This window comes from Corallococcus exercitus, from assembly GCF_003611585.1.
Classification (GTDB): domain Bacteria; phylum Myxococcota; class Myxococcia; order Myxococcales; family Myxococcaceae; genus Corallococcus; species Corallococcus exercitus.
Window position 1 is genome coordinate 1 of sequence record NZ_RAVW01000266.1, and the last position, 13,207, is coordinate 13,207.

13 protein-coding genes are annotated in these 13,207 nt (G+C 70.0%); 6 read left to right on the plus strand and 7 right to left on the minus strand.

Features of this window, described 5'->3' with window-relative positions; all coding sequences use genetic code 11:
• Together D7W79_RS27575 and D7W79_RS27580 are read left to right on the plus strand one after the other, a co-directional pair.
• The coding region (locus tag D7W79_RS27575) for a J domain-containing protein (protein WP_244221997.1) at positions 1-570 on the plus strand (570 nt) is incomplete at its 5' end.
• Between the two features lie 21 nt (positions 571-591).
• The gene (locus D7W79_RS27580; RefSeq protein WP_120528379.1) at positions 592-1,356 is read left to right on the plus strand and encodes a CvpA family protein; all 765 of its coding nucleotides are present in this window, start codon (positions 592-594) and stop codon (positions 1,354-1,356) included.
• On the opposite strand, the gene clpX is transcribed toward D7W79_RS27580, so the two are convergent.
• Positions 1,346-2,422 carry an ATP-dependent Clp protease ATP-binding subunit ClpX gene (gene clpX, locus D7W79_RS27585; protein WP_120528380.1) on the minus strand — a complete coding sequence of 359 codons (1,077 nt, stop codon included), beginning with the start codon at positions 2,420-2,422 and terminating at the stop codon, positions 1,346-1,348. The two genes, D7W79_RS27580 and clpX, sit on opposite strands and share 11 nt — an antisense overlap.
• A 236-nt stretch (positions 2,423-2,658) precedes the next feature.
• On the opposite strand from clpX, the gene speA reads away from it, so the two are divergent.
• On the plus strand, positions 2,659-4,665 hold the full coding sequence (gene speA / locus D7W79_RS27590) for a biosynthetic arginine decarboxylase (protein WP_120528381.1): 2,007 nt from the start codon (positions 2,659-2,661) through the stop codon (positions 4,663-4,665).
• A gap of 9 nt (positions 4,666-4,674) precedes the next feature.
• Here speA and D7W79_RS27595 read toward each other — a convergent pair whose 3' ends face one another.
• The 3 genes from D7W79_RS27595 to D7W79_RS27605 all read right to left on the minus strand — a co-directional run bounded on the left by D7W79_RS27595 (position 4,675) and on the right by D7W79_RS27605 (position 7,026).
• On the minus strand, positions 4,675-5,202 hold the full coding sequence (locus tag D7W79_RS27595; protein WP_120528382.1) for a hypothetical protein: 528 nt from the start codon (positions 5,200-5,202) through the stop codon (positions 4,675-4,677).
• 123 nt (positions 5,203-5,325) lie between these two features.
• Positions 5,326-5,754: an OsmC family protein gene (locus D7W79_RS27600; protein ID WP_120528383.1), complete on the minus strand. Its 429-nt coding sequence runs from the start codon at positions 5,752-5,754 to the stop codon at positions 5,326-5,328.
• A gap of 48 nt (positions 5,755-5,802) precedes the next feature.
• Positions 5,803-7,026 carry a deoxyhypusine synthase family protein gene (locus tag D7W79_RS27605; RefSeq protein ID WP_120528384.1) on the minus strand — a complete coding sequence of 408 codons (1,224 nt, stop codon included), beginning with the start codon at positions 7,024-7,026 and terminating at the stop codon, positions 5,803-5,805.
• A gap of 196 nt (positions 7,027-7,222) precedes the next feature.
• Between D7W79_RS27605 and D7W79_RS27610 the strand changes: the two genes are divergently transcribed.
• Positions 7,223-8,053 (plus strand): PHP domain-containing protein, encoded by an 831-nt coding sequence (locus tag D7W79_RS27610; RefSeq protein ID WP_120528385.1) that lies wholly within the window; start codon positions 7,223-7,225, stop codon positions 8,051-8,053.
• A gap of 12 nt (positions 8,054-8,065) precedes the next feature.
• Here the strand turns inward: D7W79_RS27610 and D7W79_RS27615 are convergent, their stop codons facing one another.
• Entirely contained in the window at positions 8,066-9,610 is a 1,545-nt protein-coding gene (locus D7W79_RS27615) for a methyl-accepting chemotaxis protein (RefSeq protein WP_120528386.1), read from the minus strand.
• Positions 9,611-9,895: 285 nt separating this feature from the next.
• Here D7W79_RS27615 and D7W79_RS27620 point away from each other — a divergent pair, with 285 nt between their 5' ends.
• Entirely contained in the window at positions 9,896-10,264 is a 369-nt protein-coding gene (locus D7W79_RS27620; RefSeq protein ID WP_014398096.1) for an NADH-quinone oxidoreductase subunit A, read from the plus strand.
• Between the two features lie 9 nt (positions 10,265-10,273).
• On the plus strand, positions 10,274-10,837 hold the full coding sequence (locus D7W79_RS27625; RefSeq protein WP_120528387.1) for an NADH-quinone oxidoreductase subunit B: 564 nt from the start codon (positions 10,274-10,276) through the stop codon (positions 10,835-10,837).
• Between the two features lie 83 nt (positions 10,838-10,920).
• Here the strand turns inward: D7W79_RS27625 and D7W79_RS27630 are convergent, their stop codons facing one another.
• Both D7W79_RS27630 and D7W79_RS27635 read right to left on the minus strand, forming a co-directional pair.
• Positions 10,921-11,289, minus strand: a complete 369-nt coding sequence (locus D7W79_RS27630; protein ID WP_171437841.1) for a PaaI family thioesterase — start codon at positions 11,287-11,289, stop codon at positions 10,921-10,923.
• A partial coding sequence (locus tag D7W79_RS27635; protein ID WP_120528389.1) for a sulfatase-like hydrolase/transferase occupies positions 11,279-13,207 on the minus strand: 1,929 nt, incomplete at its 5' end. The genes D7W79_RS27635 and D7W79_RS27630, both read right to left, overlap by 11 nt.

Sequence of the window (13,207 nt, forward strand, 5' to 3'; positions counted from 1 at the left end):
GCCCTCAGCCCGGAACAGCTCGTGGACCTGGAGTCCCGCTGCGCGAAGCTCGACCAGATGGACTACTTCGAGCTGCTCAGCCTGGAGCGCACCGCCGCGCCTGGTGACATCAAAAAGGCCTTCTACCGGGAGAGCCGCGTCTACCACCCGGACCGCTTCTTCCAGTTGGAGTCCAAGGCCCTCAAGGACCAGGTGAACGAGCTCTACAAGCGCGTCACCGAGGCCTATTACGTCCTGCGCGACGACACCAAGCGCAAGAAGTACCTCACCGACATCGCGGGCCCGGACCGCGCGCAGAAGCTGCGCTTCACCGACGCCTCCGAGTCCGAAACCAAGGCCGCCGCGAAGAAGGAACAGGAAGAGCAGATCGGCACCCACCCCAAGGGCCGCCAGTTCTACGCGCAGGCCCAGAAGGACCTGGAGTCCGGCAACCCGTCCGCCGCGGAGCGCAACCTCAAGATGGCGCTCACCTACGAGCCCTCCAACGCCCGCTACAAGGAAGCCCTCGCGGAAGCCCAGAAGCAGACCGCGGACAAGTCCAAGGGCGACTCCTCGTTCAAGATCCGCTAGCGGCCCCCAGGAGCCCCCGACATGGTCATCGACCTCATCCTCCTGGGCATGGTGCTGTTCTTCGGCATCCTCGGCGCCCTCTCCGGCGCGGCCCGGCAGGTGGCCAACTCCGTGGGGCTCGCGGCGGGCTACTTCGTCTCGCGCAAGCTCGCGCCCCTCATCGGCCCGAAGCTCGCCGTCGCGCTGGGCTCGCCGCTGCTCATCGGCACGCTCTTCGGCACGGTGCTCCTCTTCGTCGTGACGTGGCTCACCGTGCGCTACGCGCTGGGCGCGCTGCTCCTGCGCTTCCTCTCCGGCAAGAACCCGGAGGAGCGCGGCATGGACCGCACGCTGGGCTTCATCCTCGGCGGCGGGAAGATGGCCGCCCTCTTCTGGGTCTGCCTGAGCGCGCTCACCTTCATGGAGCAGCACGTCGTCATCGCCGGCAAGCGCGTGGGCGTGGCCCCGAAGGGCTCCATGGCCTTCGACCTGTCCCGCCGCTTCAACCTCTTCGAGCTGACCCAGTTCGCCCCGCTGGAGGACCTGGTCCGCGTGGCCCAGGCCACCCACGACCCGGCCAAGGCGAAGAAGCTCCAGGACGACCCGGCCTTCAAGGCCCTGCGCAAGGACCCGCGCTTCCAGACCGCGCTGTCACAGGGAGACCTGCAGGACGCGCTGGAGCGCGGCGACACGCGGGCCCTGTTGCGCAACGACCTGGTGCTCCAGCTCATCCAGGATCCGCAGGCGGCGGCACGGCTGGGCGCCGCCGCCCGGGCCTCCGAACGGCCGGCTCCCGCTAAGCGTTGAGCTCCACGTCGTCCAGGCTCGCGAGCCGGGCCTTCACGAACTCCGCGTCCACCGTCACCTGCCGGTGCCGCCGCTCCGGCGCCTCGAACATGATGTCCGACATCACGTGCTCCAGGATGGAGCGCAGGCCGCGCGCGCCCAACCCGCGCGACATGGAGTAGCGCACCACCTCCCGCAGCCCGCTCTCCGGGAACTCCAGCTCGATCTCATCCAGCGACAGCAGCTCCTTGAACTCGCGGGTGATGGCGTCCGGCGGCTCGGTGAGGACCCGCAGGAGGTCGGACTCGCCCAGCCGCTCCAGCTGCACCATCACCGGCATGCGGCCCAGGAACTCCGCCATCATCCCGAAGTCCACCAGCTGCTTCGTGGAGATGCGCTTCTCCTTGCGCTTCGCCGTGAGCGCGTCCGCGCCGAAGCCCATGGCCCGGCTGCCCTCGTCGCCAAAGTCGTGCAGGTCGCTGAACGTGCCCGCGCAGATGAAGAGGATGTCGCGCGTGTCCACCTGCACGAAGTCGCTCTTGTTCCACGCCTGCGTCACGTTCATGGGCACGTGCACCTCGCGCCCCTCCAGCAGCTTCAAGAGCGATTGCTGCACGCCCTCACCGCCGATGTCGCGGCTGCCCGCGCCGTTGCGGGCGCCTTGAGTGCGGCGGGCGATCTTGTCCACTTCGTCGATGAAGATGATGCCCCGCTGGGTGTCCTCCACGGAGTGGTTCGCCTTGAAGAGCAGGTCGGACACCATCACCTCCACGTCCTTCCCGTAGTAGCCCGCCTCCGTGTACTCGGTGGCGTCCACGGTGGTGAACGGGACGTGGAGGATCTCCGCCAGGTTGCGCGCGATGTGCGTCTTGCCGCTGCCCGTGGGGCCGATGAGCAGGATGTTGGACTTCTTGATGAGGGACTGCCGGCGCATCCGCCGCGCCTGGATGCGCTTGAGGTGGTTGTGCGCGGCGATGGCCACGGCCCGCTTCGCGGCTTCCTGTCCGATGACGTAGCGATCCAACCGCTCGAAGATCTCCCGCGGGGTCAGTGGCGCTGCCTCTTCCCTGCGTGCGGACGACTCCATGTACCCTCCCCTTCTCTCCACTCGGCCTCCCTGCGCTGCCTAGGAGGAAGGGTAGGAATTGGATGCTGACCGGCCCACCAGGGCCAGCACCGCGAACGGGGCCCCTGCCCGCCTGCCTGCTCCTCGAACAGGCGGCTATTGAATGACCGGGACGTTTCCGATAGTCCGGCCCCCCTCCCCTGTTCATGGGAGTTTCCACCCCCCGCCGCGCGCTCCACCGGAGGCACGAAACAACGATGGCCGCTCCCTCCCCTCAGCACCGCTGGACCCTGGCCGATGCCCATGAGCTGTACGGCATCCGCAACTGGGGCTCGCCCTACTTCGGCATCAACGACAAGGGCCACGTGTGCGTCCATCCGGACGGGCCCGCCGCTCCGAGCATGGACCTCAAGGAGCTGGTGGACGAGGTCCGTCGCCGGGGCATCGGCCTGCCGCTGCTCCTGCGCTTCACGGACGTGCTGCGCCACCGCGTGGTCCACCTGAACAACGCGTTCAAGAAGGCCATCGCGGATCAGGGCTACAAGGGCCTGTACCGGGGCGTGTTCCCCATCAAGGTGAACCAGCACCGCTACGTGGTGGAGACCATCATCGAGGCGGGCAAGGACTTCACCTACGGCCTGGAGGCCGGCAGCAAGCCGGAGCTGCTCGCGGTGATGGCGCTGCTGGAGAGCGAGGACGCGCTCGTCATCTGCAACGGCTACAAGGACGAGGAGTACATCGAGACGGCCCTCTTCTATTCGCGCCTGGGCCGCAACGTCATCCTCGTGGTGGAGAAGCCCAGCGAGCTGCCCCTCATCGCGGAGGTGGCCCGCCGCACCGGCATCACCCCGCGGCTGGGCATGCGCGTGAAGCTGTCCACGCGCGGCGCCGGCAAGTGGGAGGCGTCCGGCGGTGACCGGTCCAAGTTCGGCCTGTCCTCGTCGGAGCTGATGTCCTGCATCGGCTTCATGAAGGACGCGGGCCTGCTCTCCTCCTTCGAGCTGCTGCACTTCCACCTGGGCAGCCAGATCTCCAACATCCGCAACGTGAAGAACGCGCTGCGCGAGGTGGGCTGCTTCTACGTGGAGGTGGCCCGCCAGGGCGCGCCGCTGAAGTACCTGGACGTAGGCGGCGGCCTGGGCGTGGACTACGACGGCTCCCAGACGAACTTCGCCTCCTCCATGAACTACACGACGGAGGAGTACGCCAACGACGTCGTCTTCGGCGTGATGGAGGCGTGCGACCGCGCGGGCGTGCCGCACCCCACGCTCGTCTCCGAGTCCGGCCGCGCCGTCGTCGCGCACCACGCGGTGCTGGTGGTGGACGTGCTGGGCACCAGCGAGTTCGACCCGACGCAGACGCCCGACAAGGTGGACGAGAAGGCGCCCTCCGTGGTGCGCAACCTCTATTCGACGTTCCGCGAGGTCACGAACAAGAACGTCATCGAGGCCTTCCACGACGCGCAGGACGCCAAGGAGGAGAGCCTCCAGCTGTTCTCCCTGGGCCACCTGTCGCTGGAGCAGCGCGTGGCGGCGGAGAACCTCTACTGGGCCATCTGCCACAAGATCTTGCGCGTGGCGCGCGAGGCCGGGGAGATTCCGGAGGAGCTGGAGTCGCTGGAGAAGCAGCTGTCGGACACGTACTTCTGCAACTTCTCCGTGTTCCAGTCGCTGCCGGACTCGTGGGCCATTGATCAGCTCTTCCCGATGATGCCCATCCACCGCCTGGCGGAGAAGCCGACCCGCCGCGCGACGCTGGCGGACATCACCTGCGACTCGGACGGGAAGATCGAGCACTTCATCGACAAGCGCGAGGTGAAGGACGCGCTGGAGCTGCACGCGCTCAACAGCGACGACTACTACCTGGGCATCTTCCTGGTGGGCGCGTACCAGGAGATCCTGGGCGACCTGCACAACCTCTTCGGGGACACGCACACGGTGCAGGTGTCGCTGGCGCCGGGCGGCGGCTACCTGATTGATCACGTCGTCGCCGGGGACACGGTGACGGAAGTGCTCAACTACGTGAGCTACAACAAGGACGACCTGGTCGCGAAGCTGCGCAAGTTCACGGAGCTGGCGCTGCGCCAGGGGCGCATCACCCTGGACGAGTCGCGCAACCTCTTGCGCGTCTACGAGGACGGCCTGTCCGGCTACACGTACCTGGAGCGCGAGGTGGACGCGACGTTCACCTCCGCCAGCCAGCTGCGCCTCTTGCCCGGGCCGGAGAACGGGGCGCGCACCCCCGTCTCCCCCTCGGGGACCTGAAGGCCCTGATCAAGCTTCCGTCGGGACTGGTGCCTGTTCACCGGTCTCGACGGAGGTGTCGCTGAATGCCGCATCCGTCGCGCGCAGCCGCAGCGTCTGGAGCGTCTCCAGCTGCCCGTCGGCGCGCTCGGCGAGGAAGCCGAAGTCGAACCGCGCCAGGCGCGGCTCCTTCGGGGCCACCTTCTCCAGGCTCCTCCACAGGGACACGCGCCCGTGGGAGCCCACGCAGAGGCCCTCCAGCTCCACCAGCCGGCTCAAGGGCGAGTAGCGCAGCAGGGAGCCGTTGAGCTTCAGGCGCGACAGCTTCTCCGTCAGCCACGCACCGCCCACCTTCAGCGGATCCACCCGGACCTCCAGGGCGGACATCACCGCCAGCAGCGTGGCGCGGTCCTGCTCGATGAGCGGGACGAGCGTGGCCAGGTACTGCCCCACCGGGTTGCTGCGGTTCTCGCGCTCCGTCCGCTTCGCGAGATCCAGGCCCACGGTGGAGCCCAGCAGGTGGTCGTTCAGGTAGATGCCCAGTCGCTTCAGATTCATGTCGGATGCCCCTCCCCCGAGGCGTCGAACGAACCTCACGAGGGTGGGCACTGCGCCCGCTTGCCGCACGCGGTCAGCGGGGCTCGGAGGGCAGGCGGCCTTTCGAGCCCCGGTCCGGCTGCTTCAGTCCGGATAGCCAAACGACGTCACGACCTTCACATCCGGGTGGAGGCTGCGCGCCACGGGACACTCGTGGGCGATCTTCTCCAGCATGGCGCGCTGGTCCTTCGTGAGGCCGGACGGCATCAGGATGGACAGCACCAGCTCGCCAATCTTGCGCGGCGGCGGAGTCATCCGCTTCTCCACCGTCGCGCGCACCTCGCCCAGGGTGATGCCCTCCTTGCCGGCCATCAGGTGCATGGTCGTCACGACACAGGACGCCAGCGCCGTGGCCACCAGGTCCGTGGGGGAGAAGCTGCCGCCGGTGCCGCCGTTGTCCTTCGGCGCCTCCGTGGGCAGCGTCGCGCCGGACGGGCCGTGCGTGACCTGCGTCTTCAGCTGGGGGGCACTCACCAGGGACATCACCACACCGGTCGCGGGCTGCTGGGCCATCACCGTCTCCTTGGGACTTCGAGCCAGGGGAAAGGAAAGGACTGACTTCTAACGCACGAAGCTGTCGTGGGCCTTCGCGTCCTCTTCGGAGGAGGGCTCGGCCTCCTCGACGCTCCAGTCCAGCGTCTTCATCAGCGACTTGCTGCGCTTCTTGACGTCCGCGTCCAGGAACTTCACCGCGTCGCCCATCTTGTCCATCAGGCGCATCGGCTTGCGCTTGTTCTTGGGCTCGCTGAACAGCGCGTGCGTGAGCCACGGGAACACCGCCGTCACGTCACAGTGCACGTACATGGAGCCCGTCTCCACCGCCTCCACGGACACCTTGCCCCAGGTGTGGCCCTCACCGGCCGGGCAGCTGGACAGCGCGCCGTTGTCCACCGGGTCCACGCAGAACTGCACGTCGATGTCGAAGCCCGACGTGGGGACGTTGAGGATCTGATCCAGCAGCGGCTCGCCCTGGAGCGTGTAGTTCTTGGGCACGCCGCCGCCCAGGATCCAGATGGCCAGCTTCCCGCTGCCGTGGTGGCGGCAGTAGTGCTGCATGGCGGCCATGGAATAGACGTCGTCGTTGATGTCGAGCTCGAACTTGAACTCGTCACCCAAGAGGCGCTTGAGCTTCACGACGTTGAGGAAGATGGAGCCGTCCTGCACCGCGCCCACCCAGATGGGCACGCCGTGCTTGTAGCAGGTGGACAAGAGCGACGGCTGCTTCACGCCCAGCTGCTTCTCGATGCCGTGGATGGCCTTGCCCAGGAGGTAGTGGAACTCCGGCGTGGTCATCTTCTTCTGGAACTCCGGCTGGCGGAGGATGGCGGAGAAGAGGCGGTCGGTGTCGAGCAGCGCCTCCTCCCAGAAGCCCAGGTCGTAGATGCGGATGATGCGCGCCAGGCGGTACTGGAGGTCGCCCGCGTTGGGGTTCACCTCGCGGATGCCGTGGCCGATGATGCGGTGGGCGTCGTGGTAGAGGTTGGCGCCCGTGGTGGTGATGGCGGAGATGATGCCCTTCTCCACCAGGGGGATGAGGCAGGACTGGTGCAGGCCCGCGGGCGTCATGGCGCCTGACAGCGTGAGGAAGATGGAGGCGTCCTGCTGCACGGACTGCTGCATCAGCTCGAACGCGGTGCGCTCCTGCCGGCCCACGTAGGCGCTGAACGCGTGCGCGAGCAGCTCCGCCGGCTTCTCCTTGCCGGTGATGGGGCGCGGATCCGCCTTGCGCGCGTTCGCGTAGGCGGCGCGAAGGGAGGACTTCTTCGGGGTCGGGGTCTTGGCCATGGCGCGGCGATCTAACACCGCCCGCCTGCCAAGGGGAGGCCCGCCTTCAGCCCCGCCCCTCCCCAAGGGGTCTCCACCCGACAGGAAGAAACCCCGTGCCGTGCGGATTCACACAGGGCCCGCTCTTCCGGCCCCTTCCCATGGAGACATGGCGTAAGAGTGCCCGCCTCGCCGCCCTCCGGAGGGTCCCACCGCCGTGATCGACCTGCATTCGCACACCACCGCCAGTGACGGCCAGTACCCGCCCTCGGAGCTGGTGGCGCGCGCCGCCGCCGCGGGCGTCACCGTCCTGGCCGTCACGGACCACGACACGGTGGCGGGGCTCCACGAGGCACGACAGGCGGCCCTCGCCCATGGCCTGGAGCTGGTCCCCGGCATCGAGCTGTCCGCCTTCGTCTACGGCAAGGAGGCCCACATCCTGGGCCACTTCCTGCACCCGGAGGACCCGGACCTCGCGCGCTTCGCGGACCGGCTGCGGGACGAGCGCACCCGGCGCATGGAGGCGATGGTGGCCCGCCTGCGCAATCTGGGCTTCCCGGTGCGCATGGAGCAGGTGCGCAAGGTGGCCGGGGACGCGCAGCTGGGGCGGCCCCACCTGGCGCGGGTGCTGGTGGAGCAGGGCTGGTGCCTGGACATGAAGGCCGCGTTCGACCGCTTCCTGGGCACGGGCCGCGCGGCGTGGGTGGAGCGCTTCAAGCTGGACGGCGCGGAGGCCATCCGGCTCATCCGCAACGCGGGCGGCACCGCGACGCTGGCCCATCCCGGCTCCTCCAAGATGGAGCGCCCGGAGATCCAGGCGCTGGCCAAGGCCGGGCTGTCCGGCCTGGAGGTGCTCAGCGTGGACCACAACCCCACCGTGCGGCAGAAGTACCTGGCGCTCGCGGCGGAGTTCGACCTGGTGCCCACCTTCGGCAGCGACTTCCACGGCGAGGCGGTGGCGCCCGACCACCGCCTGGGCGTCGCGGCCATGCCCCTGGAGCAGTTCCAGAAGCTGCGCGCCCGCGCCCCGTCGTCGCAGCCGGCCTGATCAGAACCGGGGTCAGGACCGGGGCTGGGCCTTGAAGCGGCTGGTGACGGCGGTGAGCCCTTCGGCCACGGACTGGAGATCCTGGGCGATGCGCGTGGTGCGGCCGGTGGCGTCCACGCCCTGCTTCACCAGGTCCGCCACGTTGCGAGCCCCCTGCACGGCCTGCTCGCTGGACTGACGCTGCTGGCGGGTGGCGATGGTGATCTGCCGCGCCGCCTCGCTGGTGCCGCGCGCCAGCTCCACGATGCGCAGGAAGACGGCGGAGGCCTGCTCGGCCACCTCCACGCCCCGGTCGCTCGTCGCCATGCCCACGCGCGCCTTTGACGCGGCCTCCTCACCGGAGTCCTGCACCTTCTCCACGATGCGGGCGATGTCGCGCGCGGACGCGGACACGTTCTCCGCCAGCTTGCGCATCTCCGCGGCCACCAGGGAGAAGCCCCGGCCCACGTCCCCCGCCTTGGTGCCCTCCAGCGCCGCGTTGAGCGCCAGCAGGTCGCTGCGCTCCGCCACCTGGTTGATGACCTGGGCGATCTTGGAGACCTGCTGCAGGTCCTTGTTCAGCCCCACGATGGCGTCCGCCACGCCCTTGGACTCCGTGCGGATGTCGCTGATGCCGCCCACCACCTGCGCCACCACCGCCATGGCCTCCGCGACGGCGTCATGGGTGCGCCGCGCGCTGGACTCCACCACCTCCGTGGAGGAGGAGATCTGCTCGGCGGTGCGGGAGAGCTCCTCGAACGTGGCGGCGATCTGCTGCGCGTACGCGGCCTGCTGGCTGATGACGTGCTCCTGATCCGCGGAGGCGCCCATCAGGCCACGCGACGCGCTGGACAGCTGCTCGGTGCGCGTGACGAGCTCCATGACGGTGGCGCGCAGCGTGCCCAGCATCTCGTTGAAGGAGGTGGCCATCTGGCGCACCTCACCGGCGGCGGACACGTCCAGCTCGCCCCGGAACACGTCGCCCCGGGCCACCTCGCGCGCCACCTGCGTGACGCGCGACACGGGGTCCGCGATGGCGCGGCTGATGATGACCGCCAGCCCCAGCCCCAGCACCGCGGCGCCCAGGTAGCCCATGAGCGAATAGCCCTCGGTCGCCGCCAGCGCGGCCTTCACCTCCTGGGTGCCGAAGCCCGCGCGGTACACGCGGCCGTCGCTCTCGCAGCGCACCACGACCTCTTCACGAAGCCGCGCCACCGTGCACGCGCCCGGCGTGAGCTGGGCTGGCTGGGGCGGGCCTTCCGGCACCCGGCCCCGCGCTGCGATCACGGTGCCGTCCGCGCGCGTCAGCTCCTGGAAGTTCAGCGTGAAGCCACCGGACTCCACCTGGGAGAACACCTCCTCGCGCCGCGCGCGGGCGTCCGGCGCGGTGTCAGGCAGCGCGAGCGAGGGGTGGCGCACCACCAGCGTCCCCAGCGTCATGGCCCGCCCGGCCAGGACCTCCATGCCCGCGGCCTCCTGGCGGGCGGGGAAGTACGCCCCGCTGAAGAACACCACCGCGAGGCACGGGAGCAGCACCGCGATCGCCACCTGCATCCGCAAGGTCAGCCGGCCCCACATGTAGACGACTCCCCAGGCGATGAGCGGAAACAACGGGACAGCCCGCTGACGCTAGGCGTGCGCTCCCCACAGCGTCAAACCGGCCCCGGGGAGGTCAGGCGGCCGGGCGCGCGGGATGATCCGGCCCCCTTCGCACCGGCAGGCGTCCGGGCGGGGGGGCTCCCGGCGGATGAGGGCGCCTGATGGGCCCGGCATTTCGGCCGTCTTCTCAAGGGGTTGGCGGGCCCTGGGCGGGGGTGTTTCCCTTTGACACGACGCCAGCGGTGTCGTTAGGGTCCGCGCCCGATGACTACACCCCTCGCACCGTACCTGCCGATGGCGGTGGTGCTCCTGCTGGCCGGCGTCCTCGGGATGATCATCCCCCAGGTCACCACCCGGCTGGGCCCCAAGCGCCCGAGCAGCACCAAGTCGGCCCCCTTCGAAGCAGGCTCCGAGTCGAGCGGTCCCGCTCGCCAGCGCTTCGCCGTGAAGTTCTACGTCATCGCGCTGCTCTTCATCGTGTTCGACGTGGAAGCGGTGTTCCTGTACCCCTGGGCGGTGAACTTCCAGGCGCTCGGCTGGTTCGGCTACGTGGAGATGCTGGTTTTCGCGTCGACCCTGGTCGTGGGCCTTATCTATGTCTGGAAGAAGGGCGCTCTCGACTGGGAGAGCTGAGACTACGCCATGGCTGACACCGACATCGCTCCGATCATGACCACCCGCCGGGAAGAGGCCACGGGCTTCTTCCAGAAGCTGGTGTCCAAGGGCCTGGGCTGGGCCCGCAAGTACTCGCTGTTCACCTACCCGTACGCCACCGCGTGCTGCGGCATGGAGTACATGTCCGTGGCCGCCAGCCGGCACGACATCTCGCGCTTCGGCGCGGAGTTCCCCCGCTTCTCGCCGCGCCAGGCGGACCTGCTGATGGTGGTGGGCACCATCAACCTGAAGCAGGCCCCCATCCTCAAGCGCGTCTACGAGCAGATGACCGAGCCCAAGTGGGTCGTGGCCTTCGGCGTGTGCGCGTCGTCGGGCGGCTTCTACGACAACTACGCGGTGCTCCAGGGCATCGACCGCATCATCCCGGTGGACGTCTACATCCCCGGCTGCCCGCCGCGTCCGGAGCAGGTGCTGGACGGCCTGATGCTGCTGCAGGACAAGATCGGCAACCAGGTGCACCGGCTGCGTGACCCCGGCCAGCCCAACGAGACGGCGGCGCACCACGCCCGCATGCTCGAAGCCGGCAAGTAGTCCCAGCGCTTCTGCTTCACCCCACGGGCCCCGCGCCGCCTCTCACGAAGAGGCCGGTGACGGGGCCCGAGGCGTTCCCAGGCCTACCAGCGGTGGTACGCGGGGTGGCCTTCCTTCACCGCGACGAAGGTGCCGCGGCAGGTGGCCGTCACCTTGCCGTTCTCCGCGGTGAGGGTGCCCTCCACGACGACGCGGTCCCCCTGGATGTCCACGGGCTTCGCGGACAGGTGCACGCGGCCCATGGGCGTGGGGCGCTTGAGCACAATGGCGTAGTCGGCGGTGACGGTGCACGGCGGGGTGGCCGCGCCCTGCGCCTTCATCAGGTGGTACGCCGCCGTCCAGTTGCAGTGGCAGTCCAGCAGCGCGCCGATGATGCCGCCGTTGAGCACGCCCGGGAACGCCTGGTGGTGCTCCTCGGGCGTCCAGTCCGCGACGACGAGGTCACCCTCCACGCGGCTGCGGATGCGCAGCCCCTTCGGGTTGGCCGGGCCACACCCGAAGCAGGCGTTGTGGGGGGCGTACGTTTCCTGGAGGCCGGGGGTTGTTTCGGTCGTCGACATGGCCGGCGACTCTACGTGAGACGGACTCCGGCGCGCGCTCCCGAGCGTCATCCAGCCAGTCCGCCAGCGCTCGCGCGTCCGCCCCTTCACAGTCCCCCGTGCAGGTGCGCCGCACGCCGCCGTCCGCCTGCGGCCGGTCCACCACCCAGCGCTCGCCGTCGAAGGCGCCGGTGTCCTTCTCACGCAGCACCGCCGCGTCCGCGTCGTCGCCCATCTCCACCACGCCGTCCGGGCGCAGGCGGTACGCGTCGAAGGTGCGCGGCGCGCCCGGCCAGTGGCCCGGGTCGAACACTTCCGGGCTCACGTGCGTGTAGCCCGTCTCCGCGTACAGCGGCGCCAGCGGACGCCCCTCGCCACGAAGCAGCGGCCCGAGCGACGCCCCGTCCGACTCAGGCAGCGCGGACAGGCCGGACAGCTCCAGCAGCGTGGGGCCCACGTCCACCAGCCGCGCCAGCGCGTCCACCTGGGCGGGGCCCGCGCCACGGCCACCAGGCGGCTTCACCGCGAGCAGGATGCGGTTCTCCTCCTCGCCCAGCCGCGCGCCGTGCACGGACGTCGCGCCCGCCAGGTCTGGCCGGTCCGCGTGGAAGCTCTCGCCGTGGTCGGACATCAGCACGATGGTCGCGTCGTCGTAGCGCCCGGAGGCCCGCAGCGCGTCCAACAGCGTTCCCACCTGCGCGTCCGCCTGCGCGAGCAATTCGTCGTAGAGCCCCTCCGCGCCCTCGCGGCTCCACGCGCCCTTCGCGCCCGGCGCCACCGGGGCGAAGTGCATGCGCAGCCGGCGCTCCAGCGGCTCGGACGCGGACACGTAGCGGCGGTAGAACGGGTAGACGGGGTCGCCCGGGAAGTGCGCCGCCGTGGCGTGGAAGGCGAAGAGCAGCGGCCCCTCCCCTGCCTCCGCCAGCAGCCCGTCCGACAGCCGCCGCGCATAGCCCATGGGGTCATGGATGCCGGCCAGCGCGCGGTTGTCGATGAACTCGGGCACCCACGCGGCGCCCGCCGGGTTGTCCGCGAAGAGGCCCAGCGCCCGGTAGCGCAGCTTCTCCAGCGCGAAGTTGAGCGCGCCGCGCGGAGGCTGCCAGCGCGTGGCGAAGCCGGAGGCCGGGCCCTCGAAGTGGAAGCGCGAGCAGTCCGTGGCGAACACCGTGCGCCATCCCGCGTCCGCGAAGCGCTGCGCGAAGGTGGGCGCCAGCACGAGCCGCGCGTCGGACGTCAGCGGGTAGCGCACGCCCGTGCGGTACGGCCACCGCGCCGTGAGCAGCGACCGCCACGCGGGCTCCGTCTGCGCCACCGGCGTGTACGCGCGAGTGAAGAGCGTGGCGTCCTGGAGGAAGCGCTCGACGTGGGGCGCCACCCCGTGCCCCGTCGCGCCCAGCCGGTCCGGCCGGAACGCGTCGATGCCGATGAGCACCACCAGCGGCTGCCGGACGGCAATCCCCGGGCGACGCACCGTCAGCGCCACCGCCAGCACCACGACGACGCCCACCACCACCGCCCCGGAGACGCGCTCCACCCGCCGGACCTCGGGGCCACCGGAGACCGCGAGCCGGCGCAGGGCCCGCCCCCCGCGCACCACCAGCACGGCCAGATGGACCGCCACCCACGCCCCGGCCGCCGCGCGCGCCTGCCACGGCTCGCCGTGATCCACCAGCCACGCCAGCACCGGCCGTACCGCGGGCAGGTCGTCGAAGAGCGCGGGCCGCGCCAGCGCCCGGTCCCAGGCCCAGAACAGCAGCAGCCCCAACCAGTGCGGCACCAGCACCGCCAGCGATACCCACCCGCCCCGCCGCGTCCAGGCCCGGGCCAACAC